Here is a 17,935-nt window from a genome sequence, read left to right as displayed (position 1 = left end):
CCGGTCAAACGGAGCGCGACGTGGCCAATTCCCCCGGCGATCTCGAAGTGATCGTGCCAAATCTGCACAGGCGGTATTCCGGGGTCACCGCGACCAACCGGATGGTGGCGCCGCGGCTGGCGAAGCTGTATCGCGCCGCCTGGTTCGGCTCCGACGCGCCGGCCGGGATCGCGCGGCTCGGCGTTGCCGATCTTCTCAGGCTATGGCGCCGCAAGGCGCCGCTGATCTGGCATGCGCGGCGCAACAACGAGATGATCGCCGGCGTCGTGCTGCGCGCGCTCGGCTGGCCCTTGAGGCTCGTGTTCACCTCGGCGGCGCAGCGGCATCACAGCTGGATTACGCGCTGGCTGATCCGGCGCATGGACGCGATCATCGCGACGAGCGACATCTCGGCCTCGTTTCTGAAGGTGAAGGCGACGGTGATCCCGCACGGCGTCGACACCGACGTTTACGCGCCGCCGATCGATCGCGCAGCTGCTTTCGCTGAATGCGGTCTGCCGGGCCGCTACGCCATCGGCTGCTTCGGCCGCGTGCGTGCGCAGAAGGGCACAGACCTCTTCGTCGATGCGATGTGCCGCCTGTTGCCGCGCTATCCGGATTTCACCGCGGTCATCGTCGGCCAGGTCACGGCCGAGCAGACGCCCTTTGCCAACGATCTGAACAAGCGCATCGAGGCCGCCGGCCTGCAATCGCGCATCGTCATCACCGGCGAGCTGCCGATCGAGGCGGTGCAGCGCTGGTACCAGCGGCTGACGATCTACGCCTTCACCTCGCGCAACGAGGGCTTTGGCCTGACGCTGATCGAGGCGATGGCGGCGGGCAGCGCGCTGGTCGCCGCGCGCGCCGGCGCGGCCGAGCTCGTGGTCGAGGATGGTGTAAGCGGCGTGCTGATCCCGACCGGAGATGCCGACGCGCTGGCCGCGGCGCTGGAGCCGTTGATGCGCGATGTGACGCTTGCGACGGCGATGGGCGAGCGGGGGCGGGCGCGGGTGCTGGCAAAGTTCAGCCTCGATGCCGAAGCGGCGCGGATCGGCGAGGTCTATCGGTCGCTGGTCTGAGCATAGCTCCAGGGGCTGCGAAACAAAAATTGCGAAAACAACCCCATGCACAGTAGGCGAGGCCAGCTAAATCAATGGCTTGCGCCTGCGCAGTTTTGCCGATTTCGCGAGGCTGGTTTGACACGTCGGACAAAACACCGGAACGCTGTCACCATCGGCGCAGGCTCCGCCCGGCTCACGTCGTCGTCTTCGCTCCCGCCTCGCTCAGCACCCGCTGCGCAATCGCCGCCACCTCGCTCGCCGCGATATTCCGCATGCACCTGTGGTCGTTCATCTTGCAGATCGTGCTCTGGCAGGGCTGGCAGGACAGCACCTCCTTATCCTGGACCACGGTGGCGGCGAGGCCGTTGAGCGGCGCCCAGAGATAGGGGCTGGTCGGGCCGAAGATGCCCATGGTGGGCGTGCCCAGGGCGGCCGCGATATGCATCAGGCCGGAATCGTTGGAGATGGCGACGCCGGCGGCCGCCATGGCCAGCACGCCGTTGCGCAAGTCGTTGCCGGTGAGGTCCCGCACGCCGGGGCCGCCTGCCGCCACGATCTCCTGGGCGAGGCCCTTTTCCGCGGGGCCGCCGACCACCCACACCTCCAGCCCGCGCTCCGTCAGCAGGCGGGCCGCCTCGGGATAGTAAGTCCAGCGCTTTGAGACGCCCACGGAGCCGGGAGCGAGCGCCACCGCAGCTCTGGCGCCGAGGCCGTTGGCCTGCCGCCAGCGGACGATGTCCGCGGCCGGGACTCGCAATTGCGGCACCGGCCATTCCGGGGGCAGGGGGGCCCCGTCGGGCTGGGCCAGGGCGGCGTTCTTGTCGATGAAGCGGGGCAGCCTCTTTTCGCCCCAGCGCCAGCGGTTGATCAGGCCGAACCGGAATTCACCGACGAAGCCAACCCGTTCGGGAATACCGGCCAAAGCGGGCGCGATGGCAGCCTTCCAGGTGCGCGGCAGCACCAGGGCGGTGCCGTAGTTTCGCTCGCGCAGCAGCTTCGCCAAGGCCAACTGACGGCCCACGGCAAGCCGGCCACGCGGCAGGTCCCAGACGATCCCCTCGCGCACGCCGGGCATGTAATCGACCAAAGGAGCGCACAGCGACGTGGTGAGGAGATCGACCGGCCGGTTGGGCCAGCGCTCCTTCAGGACCCGGACGACGGTGTGATTCCGGACGAAATCGCCGATCCACATGTAGGGAATGATCAGAATCGGGCGGGTATCGCGCCTGTCTGGATCTCCACTAAACTGTGAATTTTGGTTCATTCGTTGAAAGGGGCCGCAATGATTTTGGCGGTTCGGTAGCCGCTCCCAGCCGGCAGGTAAAGCCGGCAAACCGCTCAATCCCAAAACCGCTTACACTTTAGCGGCTCATGCGCTACGGCAGGACCGGATCGCAAAAAAAATCGGGCAGGGATTTCGGAATGTTGCTGGTGACCGGCGGGGCCGGTTTTATCGGGTCGAATGTCGTGGCCGCGCTCAATGACGCGGGCCGTAGCGACGTCGTGGTCTGCGATCTGCTCGGCACCGACGGCAAGTGGCGGAACCTCGCCAAGCGCCAGCTTGTGGATATCGTTCCGCCGGCCGAATTGATGGACTGGCTGAAAGGCCGCAAGCTCGATGGCGTGATCCATCTCGGGGCGATTTCCGCGACCACGGCGACCGACGGCGACCTCGTGTTCGAGACCAATTTCCGTCTGTCGATGCGCCTTCTCGACTGGTGCACGGCAAGCGTGGTGCCCTTCATCTACGCCTCCTCGGCGGCGACTTACGGCGACGGCGAAAGCGGTTTCGACGACGACGCCTCGATCTCGGCATTGAAGAAGCTTCGGCCGATGAATCTCTACGGCTGGAGCAAGCACATGTTCGATCTCGCGGTCGCCGGGCGCGTGGCAAATGGCGATCCGCTGCCGCCGCAATGTGTCGGCCTGAAATTCTTCAACGTGTTCGGCCCCAACGAATACCACAAGGGCTCGATGATGAGCGTGCTGGCGCGCCGCTTCGACGACGTCAAGGCCGGCCGCGTCGTGCAATTGTTCAAATCGCATCGCGAGGGCATCGAGGACGGCGATCAGCGCCGCGATTTCATCTATGTCGATGACGTCGTGCGCGTAATCATGTGGCTCCTGGCGACGCCGTCGGTGTCCGGACTGTTCAACGTCGGAACCGGCAAGGCACGCAGCTTCAGGGACCTGATGCTGGCTGCCTATGCGGCGCTCGGCACCAAGCCCAACATCGAATATATCGACATGCCCGAGCAGATCCGTTCGGCCTATCAGTACTTCACCCAGAGCGAGGTCGATCGGCTCCGCCGCGCCGGCTATAACGGCGGCTTCACGACGCTCGAGGACGCGGTGAAGGCCTTTGTCGGGGATTATCTCGACCGGCCCGACCGCTTCCGCTGAGGCTCCTTGACCATGCCGACGCCCATTCTCGATTTCGACGCTCTCGCGCAAGCCATCTCAAGCCGCACGGTGCTGTGCATCGGCGATATCATGCTGGACGAGTTCGTCTATGGCGAGGTGTCGCGGATTTCGCCGGAAGCGCCGACGCCTGTCATCACGGCGCAGCGCAGCGAGATCCATATCGGCGGCGCCGGCAACGTCGCGCGCAACGTCGCGTCTCTCGGCGCGCGCTGCATCTTCGTCGGCCTCGTCGGCGAGGACGATGCCGGTGCACGGCTCAAGACGGCGCTTGACGAGCTTGCTGCGATCGAAAGCGTGCTGGTGTGCGATCCCGCGCGCCCGACCACGCGAAAGGTCCGCTTCGTCTCCGAACATTTTTCCACGCACATGCTGCGCGCGGATTGGGAGCAGGCGGCGCCTGTATCCGATGAGGTCGAGACCAAGCTGATCGAGGCGATCCTGCCGGGAATCGCGCGCGCCGACCTCGTGCTGCTTTCGGACTACGCCAAGGGCGTACTGACGGCGCGCGTCATTCGCCACACCATCGACGCCGCGCGAAAGCTCGGCAAGCCCGTAATCGTCGATCCCAAGAGCCTGAACTGGGCGATCTATCGCGGCGCCACGCTGCTTACGCCCAACCGCAAGGAATTTTCCGAAGCGACGCGCAGCCGCGCCGACACGCTGCAGAGCATCGTTGATGCCAGCGAGGACGTGATGCGGCTCGCCGATTGCGAGGCGATCCTGGTTACCCAGGGCGAGCACGGCATGACGCTGGTGCCGCGCGGCGGCGAGGCCGTTCACGTTCCGGCTTTCCCGGTGAAAGTGCGCGACGTCTCCGGTGCCGGTGACACCGTCGCCGCCGCCCTCGCGGTGTCGCTTGCGGCCGGCGCGGACTGGGACACGGCGTTGCGCATGGCCAACGCCGCGGCCGCCGTCGCGGTCGGCAAGCAGGGCACCGCCAGCGTGAGCGCGGCCGAGCTGCGCCGCAAGATCCTGCCGCATGCCAGTCTCGCGGCCGAGGAAAAGATCGTGCTCGATCCGGCCGCGCTCGACGCCCAGCTCGTCGAGTGGAAGAGGCAGGGCCAGCGCGTCGGCTTCACCAATGGCTGTTTCGACATCCTGCATCCCGGCCACGTCAAGGTGCTGACCGCGGCGCGTGCAGCCTGCGACCGGCTGATCGTGGGCCTCAACAGCGACGCCTCGGTGCGGCGGCTCAAGGGCGCGGAGCGGCCGGTCCAGGACGAGCGCGCGCGAGCCGAGGTGCTGGCCGCGCTGGAGGCCGTCGATCTCATCGTCATCTTCGAGGAAGACACGCCGATCGACCTGATCAGGCGGATCAAGCCCGGCGTGCTGGTGAAGGGCGGCGACTACACCCGCGAGCAGGTGGTGGGCCACGAGGTCGTCGAGCAAGCGGGCGGGGCGGTCGTGCTGGTCGACATCCTCCAGGGCTTCAGCACGACGGCACTGGTGCATCGCGCTCGGGGAGGAGGCAAGTGACGGTGCTCGCACGCGAGACGACCGGCGAAAGGTTGCTTCGCCGTCTGCGCAGCCCGGCCGCCTGGCGCGAGACGGTCGATATATTCGCGGTCCTGACCGCGGCCTCGCTGCCCTGGTCGACCTCGCTCGCGGGGATCTTCAACGCGCTGATGCTGGTCTGCATGGTGCCGTTCCTCGACGTCCGCGCGCTCCTGGAGTCCTTGAAGCGTCCGATCTGTGCGGCGCCGATCGCGCTCGTGCTGCTGGCGCTGGTGGGGACACTCTGGTCGGACGCGACCTGGGGGGCGCGCTTGTATGCGGTCAATCCGACCGTGAAGCTGCTCGTGCTGCCGTTGCTGCTCTATCATTTCGAGCGCTCGCCCCGCGGCCACTGGATCTTCATCGCCTTTCTGGTGTCCTGCGCCTTGTTGTCGGTGATGTCCTGGCTGGTCGCCTTCTACCCCAACCTCGCGCTCAAGTCCGGTCCGCCCGAGCGCGGCATCTTCGTCAAGAACTACATCGACCAGAGCCAGGAATTCGCGCTTTGCGCGGTCGCGCTGGCTTATCCGATCGTGACGTTGCTGCGCGAGAAGCGCTACTGGCTCGCCGGACTGCTGACGGCGCTGGCGCTGAGCTTCTTCATCAACATGACCTTCGTCGTGGTGTCGCGTACCGCGCTCGTCACCATCCCGATCATGCTCGGCGTGTTCGCGCTGCTCCACCTCAAATGGCGCAGCATCGCGATCATCTCCGCCGCTCTGCTCGCCGGCGCCGTTCTGGCCTGGCAGGCTTCTCCGCAATTGCGCCATACCGCCGAGAGATTTACCGACGACTACGCGGGCTATGTGGAAAGGGGCGAGGCGACCTCCCTCGGCCTGCGGCTCGAATTCTGGCGGAAGTCGCTGAGCTTCTTGGCAGAGGCGCCGATCATGGGGCACGGCACCGGCTCGACGCGCGGATTGTTCGAACGCGCCGCGGCGCCCGTCGGTCAGAACCGGGCCTCGGCCGAGGTGATCGGCAATCCCCACAACCAGACGCTCAACGTTGCCGTGCAATGGGGGGCGATCGGCATCCTCATTCTCTATGCGACCTGGATCCTGCATCTGCTGTTGTTTCGCTGCGACGGGCTTGCCAACTGGATCGGGCTGCTGGTGGTGGTGCAGAACGTCTTCACCTCGCTGTTCAACTCCCATCTGTTCGACTTCCATGAGGGCTGGATGTACGTCATCGGCGTCGGCGTCGCCGGCGGCATGGTGATCCGGGCGCAACGGGGCCAGGCGAAGATGGGGGAAGCCGGTTCCTGAGCGGCCGCGCGGCTGGCAAGTCTGGTTCAGATGGGCTATCAGCGCGGACAGGTTGCATCTAACTGGATTTTCATCGGTCGGCGGATGACGCGTTTATCGCATCTCACCTCGCGCAATTTCCTGATCGCGCTGCACGATGTGCTGGCGACGACGGCGGCGCTTTTCGCCGCCTTTTACGTGCGATTCGAGGGCGGCGACGGCTTCTACGAGCGTTTGCCGCTGCTGTTCCAGATCCTGCCCTATTTTCTAGCCTTCAGCGTCGTCGTGTTCTTCGTCTTGAACCTGACCACGACGAAATGGCGCTTCATCTCGCTGCCCGACGCGCTGAACATCATTCGCGCGGCGACCGTGCTGACGGTTGCCCTGCTCGTGCTCGACTACATCTTCGTTGCCCCCAACGTTCGCGGCGCCTTCTTCCTCGGCAAGGCGACGATCGTCCTCTACTGGTTCCTGGAGATCGCCTTCCTCAGCGCGTTGCGCATGACCTATCGCTATTTCCGCTATACGCGGGTGCGGCGCCATGCGAGAGGCGGTGATGCCGCGCCGACGCTGCTGATCGGCCGCGCCGCGGACGCGGAGGTGCTGCTGCGCGGCATCGAGAGCGGGGCGATCAAGCGGATCTGGCCGGTCGGCGTCTTGTCGCCGTCGTTTTCGGACCGGGGCCAAATCATCCGCAACCTGCCGGTGCTGGGCGGCATCGACGATGTCGAGGACATCATTGCGGACTTCGCCAAACGCAACAAGCCGATTGCCCGCCTCGTGATGACGCCGTCGGCGTTCGAGCCGGAGGCGCATCCGGAATCGGTCCTGATGCGGGCGCGCAAGTTGGGTGTGATCGTCAGCCGCATGCCCTCGCTCGAGAGCGGCGATACGCCGCGGCTCACCCCCGTCGCGGTCGAAGATCTCCTGCTGCGGCCGAGCGAGGCGATCGACTATGCCCGCCTGGAAGCCCTGATCAACGGCAAGGCTGTGATCGTCACCGGCGGCGGCGGCTCGATCGGTTCCGAGATCTGCGAGCGCGTCGTCGCCTTCGGCGCCGCGCGGCTCCTGATCGTCGAAAACTCCGAGCCGGCGCTCTACGCGATCACGGAACGGCTCGCCGCGCGGGGTGTGGCAGCCGAGATCGAAGGACGGATCGCCGACATTCGCGATCGCGAGCGCATCGTGCGTCTGATGGCCGAGTTCAGGCCGGATATCGTGTTCCATGCTGCCGCGCTCAAGCACGTGCCGATCCTCGAGCGCGACTGGAGCGAGGGCGTCAAGACCAATATCTTCGGCTCGATCAACGTCGCCGACGCCGCGCACAACGCCGGCGCCGAAGCCATGGTGATGATCTCGACCGACAAGGCGATCGAGCCGGTGTCGATGCTCGGCCTCACCAAGCGCTTCGCCGAGATGTACTGCCAGGCGCTCGATCGCGATCTCGCTGCAGCCAGCGGCGGCGCCAGGTCGCCGATGCGGTTGATCTCGGTCCGGTTCGGCAACGTGCTGGCGTCGAACGGCTCGGTGGTGCCGAAGTTCAAGGCCCAGATCGAGGCCGGCGGCCCTGTCACGGTGACGCATCCCGACATGGTCCGCTACTTCATGACCATCCGCGAGGCCTGCGATCTCGTCATCACCGCGGCCACGCACGCGCTCGGCGCGCAGCGTGCCGATGTCTCGGTCTACGTGCTCAACATGGGCCAGCCGGTGAAGATCGTCGATCTCGCCGAGCGCATGATCCGCCTCTCCGGACTGCAGCCCGGCTACGACATCGAGATCGTGTACACGGGCATGCGGCCGGGCGAGCGCCTGTATGAGATCCTGTTCGCCTCCGAGGAGCCGACCCGCGAGATCGGGATTGCCGGCATCATGGCCGCACAGCCGAACCAGCCGCCGATGCAGACGTTGCGCAAATGGATCAGCGCGCTGGAGCAGGCCGTCGCGCGCGAGGACCGCGCCACCATCAGGACCATCCTGAAGGATGCGGTGCCGGAATTCGGGTCGACGGCGGCCTGACCATGCCGGTCGATGGGGTGTTGCGCGCTGTCCTGTCGGAGCGACGATGAGCGAGACGAAGCCGGTCGCGCTGGTGACGGGAGCGAGCGGCTTCGTCGGCCGTCACGTCGTGCGCGCATTGACGCGCGAGGGCTGGTCGGTCCGCCGCGCGGTGCGCAGCCCGGAAGGGGCTGACGGCGAGGTCGTGATCGACTCGATCGGTCCCGACACCGATTGGCGGGCGGCGCTCGAGGGCGTCGATGCCGTCATCCATCTGGCCGCACGCGTGCATTACAATAACGACGAGCACGCGGCCGAGCTCTACCGCAAGGTCAATGTCGAGGGCACGCTGCGCCTGGCACGCTGCGCAGCGGCGGCCGGCGTGCGTCATTTCATCTTCATCAGCACCGTTCTGGTGCATGGCCGCAGCAATGACGGCCGCGCGCCGTTCAGCGAGAACGATTCGCCGACGCCGCGCGGCCTCTACGGCACATCCAAGGCCGCGGCCGAGGCGGGCTTGAGGACGCTGGCGCGCGACGTCTACATGAAAATCTCGGTGATCAGGCCGCCGCTGATCTACGGTGCGCACGCCAAGGGCAACTTCCCGCTGCTGGCGCGCGCAATCAGGCTGGGGCTGCCGCTGCCCTTTGCGGCGATCCGCAATCGCCGCAACTTTCTTGCCGTGCAGAACCTGTCGTCATTCATCCTGCATCGGCTACGCCATCCTGACGCGGCGAGCAATTTCGAGATCTTCCTGCTGGCCGACCGGGAGCGGGTCTCGACGCCTGAATTCATCGCCTGCATGGCGCGAGCCTCCGGCAAGACTGCCCGGCTGTTCGGCGTCCCGCCGAACCTGCTCGGCACGGTGCTCCGCGTGATGGGCCGTCAGGAGATGCAGGACGGGCTGATCGGCTCGCTCGAGCTCGACATCTCCAAGGCGATCGCCACCGGATGGCAGCCGCAGGTCTCCCTCGAGGAGGGGGTGCGGCTGGCGCTGTCGGATCAGGACGCCTGAGGACGGGAAAAACGCCGCAGCACGAAGCCGACGGCGACCGCGCCTGCGACCAGGGACGCAACAATGATCGTCGTCGAGCCGGCGCGAACGGTGACGATGGCAAGCATCGCCAGCACGAGATTGAGCGCGAACACCTCGCCGATCACCTGCGGGACCGTAAACCCGTTGTCGGTTGCGCGTTGATAGAAGTGGGTGCGGTGCGCCGACCAGAATGGCTCGCGCCTGATGATGCGCCGAAACAGCGTGATGGTGGAATCCGCAAGGTAATAGGCCGGCAGCAGCAGTGCTGCGGCGGGTTGGCCGTGCCAGGCGAGCTCCAGCAGGCACCAGCCGAGCAACAGGCCGATCGGCAGGCTGCCGACATCGCCGAGGAAGACCTTTGCGACCGGACGGTTGAACGGCGCAAAGCCGAGCATGGCGCCGCACAGCGCGGTGGCGAGCAGCCCGGCGGACGGCGAGAGGTCGCCCAGCCATCCGAGCAGCCCGAGCGCGGCGGTGACCGGCACCACCTCCGCCACCGTCATGAGGTCGAGGCCGTCCATGAAGTTGACGAGGTTCACGAACCAGATTCCGGCGAGCAGGATGAGACCGCGCTCCAGCGGAAGCGGCAGCGCCGGCACGATGCGCGCGCTCTCGGGCGCGGTGAAGACGACGGCGGCCACGGCTGCCGCCTGCAACACGAGGCGGACCAGGACGGGGAGGGGCCTGATGTCGTCGACGAGCCCGACCACGGCGATGAGGACGGCGGAGCCGATCAGAGCCAGCGGAATCGCGCCGTAAGTCCAGGCCGCTGCCACCAGCAGGGTCGCCGCGATCACCGCGATGCCCGCGCCCTGCGGCGTCGGAATCTTGTGCGACGAGCGTGCGTTGGGACGCGCCAGCGCGTAGCGCTGCAGCAGCGGCATGCTCTGCCAGGTGATACCGGCGGAGATCAGTGCGGCCAGCGCAAGCGCGAACAGCATGAGTCCGGCCGCAAGGTCCGGGCCCGAGGCAGGCGTCGTCACTCCGGCACCCCGATCGGAGCGGCCCCTTGCGCGGCCTTTTCGGCGCTGAGGATCCAGACCAGGCCACCGACCGCGCCGACGATGAAGAACACGGCGCCGTACAGCAGCGAGATGTTGACGCCCTCGTTGGCGGCAAGTCCGGCGAAGCCGAACGCCAGGCCCATCGTGGCTTCACGCACGCCCCAGCCGGCGATCGAGATCGGCATCATCGTGATCAGCATCACGGGCGGCACGAGCAGAAAGACGTCGCTGAAGCGAACCGGGGCCGCAATCGACTGCACCACGCACCAGGCGATGACGACGGCGAGCACGTGAACGAGGATCGACAGGAACGCGATCACCGGTCCGCGGCTGCGATTGAAGATCACGCGGTTGGCGATCACCGCGCAGGCGTGAAGATGATGCGTGGCCCACCAGGTCTTGAGCCAGCGCCATTTCAGGGCGCCGAAGATCAGGAAGCCGACGCCGCCGGTGAGCGCCAGGAGGTCGATGAGCAGCAGCGCCGAGCGCCCGTGCGGGTCGGTGATGAGGGTGTAGCTCCAGGGCAGGCTCGCGACGATGAGAATCGCCAGCGCGATCAGGCCGATGGCGCGGTCGACGAAGATCGAGTAGGTGGCCGCACGCCAGCCGGCGCCGGCGCGCGCGACCAGCCACAGCCGGACCGCATCGCCGCCGATCGCCGACGGCAGGGTCTGGTTGAAGAACGAGCCGATCACGTTGTAGCGCATGGCGCGGCTGAGCTCGAGCGGCGCGCCGCAGACAGCACTGATCTCGCGCCAGCGCAGCACGCCGACGAGGATCTGCAGAAATGTGATCGCGATCGCGACGCCGATCCAGAGCAGGCTGGTCACGGTGAAGCGCGAAAACAGCTCGGATAGGTCGACCTTGCGCAGCGCCAGATAGAGCAGCGCCGCGGAAATCGTGATTTTGGCCGCGGAAAGCAGGATTCGGCGCATTTCGCCCGCATGAACTGGGTTTGCGAAGATTTGAGGCAACCCGACGCAAGGCGCCGAATTCGGCCGCTTTGGTATGGTTTTGGCGCCAATCTTGCAATAGCCCTTGTTCGATCGCCCTCGTTCAATAGCCCCGTTAAGGACGCTGAGAGGAGTCCTCATGAAGCGCTGCGGGCCTATTGCGAGCCGATCGAGCCGGCGGCTAAACAGGGCCGGCTTGGATCCCCAGGGAACAGGATGACAGATCAGGCGATTTTGGTTACCGGCGCGGCCGGCTTCATCGGCTTTCACGTCGCCCGCCAGCTCCTGGGCGAAGGCCGGTCCGTCGTCGGGCTCGATAATCTCAACAGCTATTACGACCCGGCGCTGAAGAAGGCGCGACTTGCGCTGCTCAAGGAGGAAGCCCGTTTCTCCTTCGTCGAGGCCGATCTCGCCGACCGCGAGACGATGGCCGCGCTGTTCGCGCAACATCGTTTTGCCAAAGTCGTGCATCTGGCGGCGCAGGCCGGCGTGCGCTACTCGATCGAGCAGCCGCACGCCTACGCCGAGTCCAATCTCGTTGGATTCCTCAACGTGCTCGAGGGCTGCCGCAACAACGGCGCTCGTCATCTCGTCTACGCCTCGTCATCCTCCGTTTACGGCGCCAACACAAAAATGCCATTTGCGGTTGCGGATCGCACCGATCATCCGGTGAGCTTCTACGCCGCGACCAAGAAGGCGAACGAGGTGATGGCGCAGTCCTACAGCCATCTCTATCGCCTGCCGGTCACGGGCCTGCGCTTCTTCACCATCTACGGGCCATGGGGACGGCCCGACATGGCCATGTTTCTGTTCGCGAGCGCCATCATGGCCGGCAAGCCGATCCGGCTCTTCAACCATGGCAGGATGCGTCGCGACTTCACCTATATCGACGATGTGACGCGCGTCGTCTCGAAGCTGATCGATCTCGTGCCTGCGGAGGATCCTTCTGCCGCAAATGCGCCGTTTAAGCTCTACAATGTCGGCAATCACCACCCGGAGGAACTGATGCACGTCGTCGGTCTTCTGGAGCGGGAGCTGGGCCGGACGGCGATCAAAGAATTGCTGCCGATGCAGCCGGGAGATGTGCTGGAAACGTTCGCGGATGTCGAGGATCTCTCGCGCGACACCGGCTTTGCACCGTCAACGCCGATCGAGCATGGGGTCCACAATTTTGTCACCTGGTATCGGGACTATTTCAAGGTTTGAGATGACGATGGACAAACGCATAATCCCCCTGATCATGTGCGGCGGCGCCGGCACGCGGCTGTGGCCGGCCTCGCGCGAGGTGCGGCCCAAGCAGTTCCTGCCGTTGTTCGGCACCCGCTCGACCTTCCAGGACACGCTGCTGCGCGTCTCGGATCCCTCCCTGTTCGACCGGCCGATCGTCATCACCAACGCGTCCTATCGCTTCATGGTGCTGGAGCAGCTCGCCGAGATCGGCATCGAGGCCGACGTGATCCTCGAGCCGATGCGCCGCGATTCCGGGCCTGCGATCGCGGCCGGCGCGGTGTTCGCGCAGAACCGCGCCAGTGAAGCCATCGTGCTCGCGCTCGCCGCCGACCACGTCGTGCAGGACAATGCCGCCTTCGTCGCCGCCTGCCGCGAGGGCCTTGCCGCCGCGAGCACCGGGCGCATCGTCACCTTCGGCGTCAAGCCGGAGCGGCCGGCGACCGAATACGGCTATATCAACCCGGGCGAGGTGATCTCCGGCGAGGTGCATGCGGTGGCGCGCTTCGTCGAGAAGCCGGACGCGGTAAAGGCGTCCGACTACGTCAATTCGGGCTATCTCTGGAACAGCGGCAACTTCATGTTCCCGGCGAGCGTCCTGCTCGACGAGTACCGCAAGGTCGATCCGGCAAGCGTCGAGGCGGTCACCAATGCGGTCACCAATGCCGGCCGCGATCTCGGCTTCGTCACGCTGGAGCCGGAGGCATTCGGCGCGGCGAAGGCGATCTCGATTGACTATGCCGTGATGGAGAAGACCGCGCGCGCGGCGGTCGTGCCGGTGTCGTGCGGCTGGTCCGATGTCGGCTCCTGGCACGCGGTGTGGGAATTGTCCGAGAAGGACGCGCAGGGCAATGCCGCGCACGGTGCCGCGGTGTTCGAGGATTCCCGCAATTGCAACGTCACCACCGACCAGGCGCTGGTCGCGCTCGAAGGCGTCGACGATCTCGTCGTGGTCGCAACCGCGGATGCGGTGCTGGTCTCGCGCCAGAAGGATGCCAACGGCCTGAAGCGCCTCGTCACCAAGCTGAAGGCGGTCGCGCCCAAGGTCACCGAGGAGCACCTCAAGGTGCACCGGCCCTGGGGCAGCTACCAGTCCGTCGACAACGGCGAGCGCCACCAGGTCAAGCGCATCGTGGTGAAGCCGGGCGGGCGGCTGTCGCTGCAGAAACACCATCATCGCGCCGAGCACTGGATCGTGGTCCGCGGCACCGCGCAGGTCACCGTCAACGAGACCGTCAAGACGGTGCACGAGAACGAGTCGATCTACATTCCGATGGGCGCCGTCCACCGCATGGAGAATCCGGGCAAGATCCAGCTGGAACTGATCGAGGTCCAGACCGGAAGCTATCTCGGGGAAGACGACATCATCCGGATTGAAGACGACTATCAAAGGTCGTAACCACCAAGCTCCGAATCACGAGACCCGGGCCGACAGGCGCTATTTTTCCGCCTAAGGCCCGGGGAACGTGTAACTTTTTGAATCAAATCGTGTCCGGGCCGCGAGGGCGGCATTCGCCACAAATGTGGCGTCCGTGCTAGAAGCGCGCCGGGGATTTGCGTTGAATCGGGGTTTGCTCAGATGAGTTCCAAAGGATCTGCACCGGCAAAGGCCGGCTTGCGCGTCGGCGTCATTGGCGCCGGCGTGATGGGCAGCAACCATGCGCGTGTGCTCAGCGGCCTGCCCGGCATCAGCCTCGTCGGCGTCGTCGATCCCTCGCACACGCATCGCGCCCGCGCCACGGAACTGGCCAATTGCCCGAGTTTCGAGACGCTCGACCAGCTCATCGCCGCCGGCGTCGACGCGGTCACCATCGCCGCGCCGACGCATCTGCATCACGAGGTCGCGCTCGCCTGCATCGCCAGGAACATCCATGTCCTGGTCGAGAAGCCGATCGCCTCCACGGTGGCGGAGGGCCGCGAGATCGTTGCCGCCGCGCACAAAGCCGGCGTGACGCTGATGGTCGGCCATGTCGAGCGATTCAATCCGGCGGTCGCCGCCGTCAAGCAGGCCATTGCGGGCGAGGACATTCTCTCCATCGCGATCACCCGCGTCGGCCCGTTCCCGCCGCGCATGTCCAATGTCGGCGTCGTCATCGACCTCGCCGTGCACGACATCGACCTGATCCGCTGGTTCACCGAATCCGACATCGTCGAGGTGCAGCCGCAGTTGTCGAGCGCGGTCGCCGAGCGCGAGGACATCGCGCTGTTGCAGTTCCGCACCGCCAACGGCGTGCTCGCCCACATCAACACCAACTGGCTGACGCCGTTCAAGGCGCGCAGCGTCACGGTCGCGACCCGCGGCAAATATGTGATGGGCGATCTCTTGACGCGCCAGGTCACCGAGTGCTTCGGCTTCAAGCCCGATGGCAGCTACTCGATGCGGCACCTGCCGGTCGGCCATGACGAGCCGCTCCGCGCCGAACTGATCGCGTTCCTCAAGGCGGTGCGCAACGGCGAGACGCCGGCCGTCACCGGCGACGAAGGCGTCGCCAGCCTCGAGATCGCCACCCAGTGCCTGGAGACGCCGTCGCGGCCCGCGGCCAAATCGCCCGCCATCAAGGGGCCGCGCCGCATCGCCGGCTGATCCCTGTCCATGCCGACCGCTCAAGACCAGCAAGGCGCCAAGAACCAGGCCATGAACCAGCATCTGCGCTCCGAACCCATTCCCTTCATCGACGTCGCCTCGCAGCGCCGCCGGCTCGGCGCCTCGCTCGATGCCGCCGTCAAGCGCGTGATGGACCATTGCCAGTTCGTCAACGGGCCTGAGGTGTTCGAGCTCGAGAAGCAGCTCGCCGCCTATTCAGGCGCCAAGCATGTCATCGGCTGTGCCAGCGGCACCGACGCGATCCTGATGGTGATGATGGCGAAGAATGTCGGGCCCGGCGATGCCGTGCTGTGTCCGTCCTTCACCTTCATCGCGACAGCCTCGCCGGTGGCGCGCACCGGCGCGACGCCGGTTTATGTCGACGTCGACGAGGCCACCTTCAACATGAGCCCGGACTCGCTCAAGCGCGGCATCGCCACCGCGCGCAGGGCCGGACTCAAGCCGGTCGCGGTGATTCCGGTCGATTTGTTCGGCCAGCCCGCCGATCACGACGCCATCGCCGAGATCGCAAGAGCCGAGGGCCTGTTCGTGCTCGACGACGCCGCGCAAGGTTTCGGCGCCAGCTACAAGGGCCGCAAGCTCGGCACCTTCGGGCTCGCCACCGCGACCAGCTTCTTCCCGGCAAAGCCGCTCGGCTGCTTCGGCGACGGCGGCGCGATCTTCACCGACGACGACGAGCTCGCGGCAACGCTGCGCAGCATCCGCGTGCACGGGCAGGGCGTCGACAAATACGACAACGTCCGGCTCGGCCTGACCGGCCGGCTCGACACCATGCAGGCCGCGGTCCTGATCGAGAAGCTGAAGATCTTCGACGACGAGATCGCCGCCCGCAACAAGGTCGCCGAGCGCTACGCGCGCGGGCTCAGCAACGTCGTCACCGTGCCGCGCCTGGCGCCCGGCAATACCTCGGTCTGGGCGCAGTACACGATCCGCCTGCCCAAAGGTACCGACCGCGACGGCTTTGCCGCCGCGCTGAAAGCCCAGGGCGTGCCGACCGCGATCTATTACGGCAAGTCGATGCATCAGCAGACCGCCTACAAGCAATACCCGGTTGCCGATGGCGGCCTGCCGGCTTGCGAGAGCCTGTCACAGGACGTCATCAGCCTGCCGATGCACGCCTATCTGACCGAAGCCGACCAGGAACGAATCATCGCCGCCGTCCGCGGTGCGCTGGCGGGGTGAGTTCGCCGTTTTGCTGCGGTGGTCGTCATGCCCGGGCTTGTCCCGGGCATCCACGTTCTTTGAGCGTGTGGCAATACGTGGATGGCCGGGACAAGCCCGGCCATGACGCTGTGGAGACTGTTGCGTCAGACCTCCACCGCAGCTAGCACCTAGACCAAATCCTACCATGCTCTAAAACAGACGCATGCTCGGACGCATCTTCACGGTCGGTGGCTACACGCTGCTCTCGCGGCTGACGGGGTTTGCCCGCGACATCATGCTCGCGGCGATCCTCGGCGCGGGTCCCGTGGCCGACGCCTTCTTCGTGGCGCTGCGGCTGCCCAATCATTTCCGCGCGATCTTCGCCGAGGGCGCCTTCAACGCCGCCTGGGTGCCTGCCTATGCCCATGTCCATGGCGAGAAGGGGGAGGCGGCAGCTCATCTGTTCGCCGATCGCATCTTCACGCTGCTGTTGGCCTCGCAGGTGGTGCTGCTGATCGTCGCCTGGCTATTCATGCCGCAGGCCATGAGCATTCTCGCGCCCGGCTTTTCCGAGGATGCCGAGCAGCGCAAGCTCGCGATCGAGCTGACGCGGATCACCTTTCCCTATCTGCTGCTGATCACGCTGGTGACGCTCTATGGCGGCATGCTCAACGTGATGCAGCGCTTTGCCAGCGCCGCGGCGGCGTCGATCTTCCTCAACGTCGCGATGATGATGACGCTGGCGCTCGCCGCCTGGTTTCCTACCGCGGGCCACGCCGCCGCCTGGGGCGTGCTGATTTCGGGCTTCCTGCAATATTTCCTGCTGGCGGGCGACCTCGCCCGCCACGGCGGCCTGCCGCGCTTTGCGCCGCTCAAGCTCGACGAAGATGTTCGCGACTTCTTCAAGGCACTGGGACCGGCGACGCTGGGCTCCATGGGCACACAGCTCGCGCTGTTCGCCGACACCATCATCGCCACCTTCCTGCCCGCCGGCGCGCTCTCGGCGCTGTATTACGCCGACCGCCTCAATCAATTGCCGATCGGCGTCATCGGCATCGCCATCGGCACGGTGCTGCTGCCGGAAATGTCGCGGCGGATCACCGCGAATGACCAGGACGGCGCGATGAAGGCGCAGCGCCGCGCCTTCGATTTCACGCTGCTGTTCTCGATCCCGTTCGTGGCGGCCTTCCTCACCGTGCCCGACGAGATCATGCGGGCGCTGTTCGCCCGCGGCGCGTTTTCGCAGGCCGACGCGGCCGTGGCCGGCGCGACGCTCGCCGCCTACGCCATCGGCCTGATCCCCTTCGTGCTGATCCGCAGCGCGGTCGCGACCTTCTATGCGCGCAAGGACACCGCGACGCCGGTGCGGGCCTCGCTGACCGGCATCGCCGTCAACGTCGCACTGAAGGTCGCCTTGATGGGGTCGCTCGCGCAGATCGGTCTCGCGCTCGCAACGGCCGTCGGGGTCTGGACCAATCTCTTGCTGGTGCTGTTCTTCGCCGTGCGGCGCGGTTTTCTCGTGCTGGACCGTGGCTGGCTGACGTCGCTAGCCAAATTCCTGCTGACCGGGATCATCCTCGCCGCCGCGTTCTGGCTGATCGCGCGCTTCGGTGCTGCATCTCTCGCCTCGATGCATTTCCACGATGAGTTGATGCTCGTCCTGCTCGCGGTCGGCGGCAGCATCGTCTACGCGCTCGCGATCCTCATCCTGTTCGGCCGCAGCTGGCTGGTTTCCCTGGTGCGTGGTTAAGCCAGCAGTGCATTCGC

At 66.1% G+C, this 17,935-nt stretch carries 14 protein-coding genes; 11 read left to right on the top strand and 3 right to left on the bottom strand.

Going from position 1 to position 17,935, the window contains the following annotated elements; translation table 11 throughout:
* Positions 1–20: 20 nt before the first annotated feature.
* Positions 21–1,058: a glycosyltransferase family 4 protein gene (locus K410_RS0125800; protein WP_028137555.1), complete on the top strand. Its 1,038-nt coding sequence runs from the start codon at positions 21–23 to the stop codon at positions 1,056–1,058.
* Positions 1,059–1,233: 175 nt separating this feature from the next.
* Here K410_RS0125800 and waaF read toward each other — a convergent pair whose 3' ends face one another.
* On the bottom strand, positions 1,234–2,304 hold the full coding sequence (gene waaF / locus K410_RS0125795; protein WP_028137554.1) for a lipopolysaccharide heptosyltransferase II: 1,071 nt from the start codon (positions 2,302–2,304) through the stop codon (positions 1,234–1,236).
* Positions 2,305–2,462: 158 nt separating this feature from the next.
* Here waaF and rfaD point away from each other — a divergent pair, with 158 nt between their 5' ends.
* The 5 genes from rfaD (at position 2,463) to K410_RS0125770 (ending at position 9,215) form a co-directional block, all read left to right on the top strand.
* Positions 2,463–3,443 carry an ADP-glyceromanno-heptose 6-epimerase gene (rfaD, locus tag K410_RS0125790; protein ID WP_028137553.1) on the top strand — a complete coding sequence of 327 codons (981 nt, stop codon included), beginning with the start codon at positions 2,463–2,465 and terminating at the stop codon, positions 3,441–3,443.
* A 12-nt stretch (positions 3,444–3,455) separates the two neighbouring features.
* A complete protein-coding gene (rfaE1, locus tag K410_RS0125785) occupies positions 3,456–4,940 on the top strand; it encodes a D-glycero-beta-D-manno-heptose-7-phosphate kinase (protein ID WP_028137552.1) in 1,485 nt (494 codons plus the stop codon).
* Positions 4,937–6,223: an O-antigen ligase family protein gene (locus K410_RS0125780; protein WP_028137551.1), complete on the top strand. Its 1,287-nt coding sequence runs from the start codon at positions 4,937–4,939 to the stop codon at positions 6,221–6,223. The genes rfaE1 and K410_RS0125780 overlap by 4 nt, the downstream gene beginning before the upstream one ends.
* 84 nt (positions 6,224–6,307) lie before the next feature.
* Positions 6,308–8,221, top strand: a complete 1,914-nt coding sequence (locus K410_RS0125775) for a nucleoside-diphosphate sugar epimerase/dehydratase (RefSeq protein ID WP_028137550.1) — start codon at positions 6,308–6,310, stop codon at positions 8,219–8,221.
* A gap of 46 nt (positions 8,222–8,267) precedes the next feature.
* Positions 8,268–9,215: an NAD-dependent epimerase/dehydratase family protein gene (locus K410_RS0125770; protein WP_028137549.1), complete on the top strand. Its 948-nt coding sequence runs from the start codon at positions 8,268–8,270 to the stop codon at positions 9,213–9,215.
* Here the strand turns inward: K410_RS0125770 and K410_RS0125765 are convergent.
* Both K410_RS0125765 and K410_RS0125760 read right to left on the bottom strand, forming a co-directional pair.
* Complete coding sequence (locus K410_RS0125765; protein WP_049820434.1) at positions 9,203–10,177, bottom strand: MraY family glycosyltransferase; 975 nt, start codon at positions 10,175–10,177, stop codon at positions 9,203–9,205. The two genes, K410_RS0125770 and K410_RS0125765, sit on opposite strands and share 13 nt — an antisense overlap.
* 38 nt (positions 10,178–10,215) lie before the next feature.
* Complete coding sequence (locus tag K410_RS0125760) at positions 10,216–11,175, bottom strand: lysylphosphatidylglycerol synthase transmembrane domain-containing protein (protein ID WP_028137547.1); 960 nt, start codon at positions 11,173–11,175, stop codon at positions 10,216–10,218.
* A 234-nt stretch (positions 11,176–11,409) separates the two neighbouring features.
* On the opposite strand from K410_RS0125760, the gene K410_RS0125755 reads away from it, so the two are divergent.
* The 5 genes from K410_RS0125755 to murJ all read left to right on the top strand — a co-directional run bounded on the left by K410_RS0125755 (position 11,410) and on the right by murJ (position 17,918).
* Positions 11,410–12,399: an NAD-dependent epimerase gene (locus tag K410_RS0125755; protein WP_028137546.1), complete on the top strand. Its 990-nt coding sequence runs from the start codon at positions 11,410–11,412 to the stop codon at positions 12,397–12,399.
* 7 nt (positions 12,400–12,406) lie between these two features.
* Positions 12,407–13,819 carry a mannose-1-phosphate guanylyltransferase/mannose-6-phosphate isomerase gene (locus K410_RS0125750; RefSeq protein WP_028137545.1) on the top strand — a complete coding sequence of 471 codons (1,413 nt, stop codon included), beginning with the start codon at positions 12,407–12,409 and terminating at the stop codon, positions 13,817–13,819.
* Between the two features lie 180 nt (positions 13,820–13,999).
* Positions 14,000–15,004: a Gfo/Idh/MocA family protein gene (locus K410_RS0125745; RefSeq protein WP_028137544.1), complete on the top strand. Its 1,005-nt coding sequence runs from the start codon at positions 14,000–14,002 to the stop codon at positions 15,002–15,004.
* A gap of 51 nt (positions 15,005–15,055) precedes the next feature.
* On the top strand, positions 15,056–16,207 hold the full coding sequence (locus K410_RS0125740; protein ID WP_049820433.1) for a DegT/DnrJ/EryC1/StrS family aminotransferase: 1,152 nt from the start codon (positions 15,056–15,058) through the stop codon (positions 16,205–16,207).
* Between the two features lie 184 nt (positions 16,208–16,391).
* Positions 16,392–17,918 (top strand): murein biosynthesis integral membrane protein MurJ, encoded by a 1,527-nt coding sequence (gene murJ, locus K410_RS0125735; RefSeq protein WP_028137542.1) that lies wholly within the window; start codon positions 16,392–16,394, stop codon positions 17,916–17,918.
* The last annotated feature ends 17 nt before the right edge of the window (positions 17,919–17,935 follow it).

The sequence above is a fragment of the Bradyrhizobium sp. 22 genome (genome assembly GCF_000482425.1).
Lineage (GTDB): Bacteria > Pseudomonadota > Alphaproteobacteria > Rhizobiales > Xanthobacteraceae > Bradyrhizobium > Bradyrhizobium japonicum_B.
The sequence above is the reverse complement of the archived record's forward strand: the minus strand, read 5'-3'. Positions and strand labels throughout refer to the sequence as shown.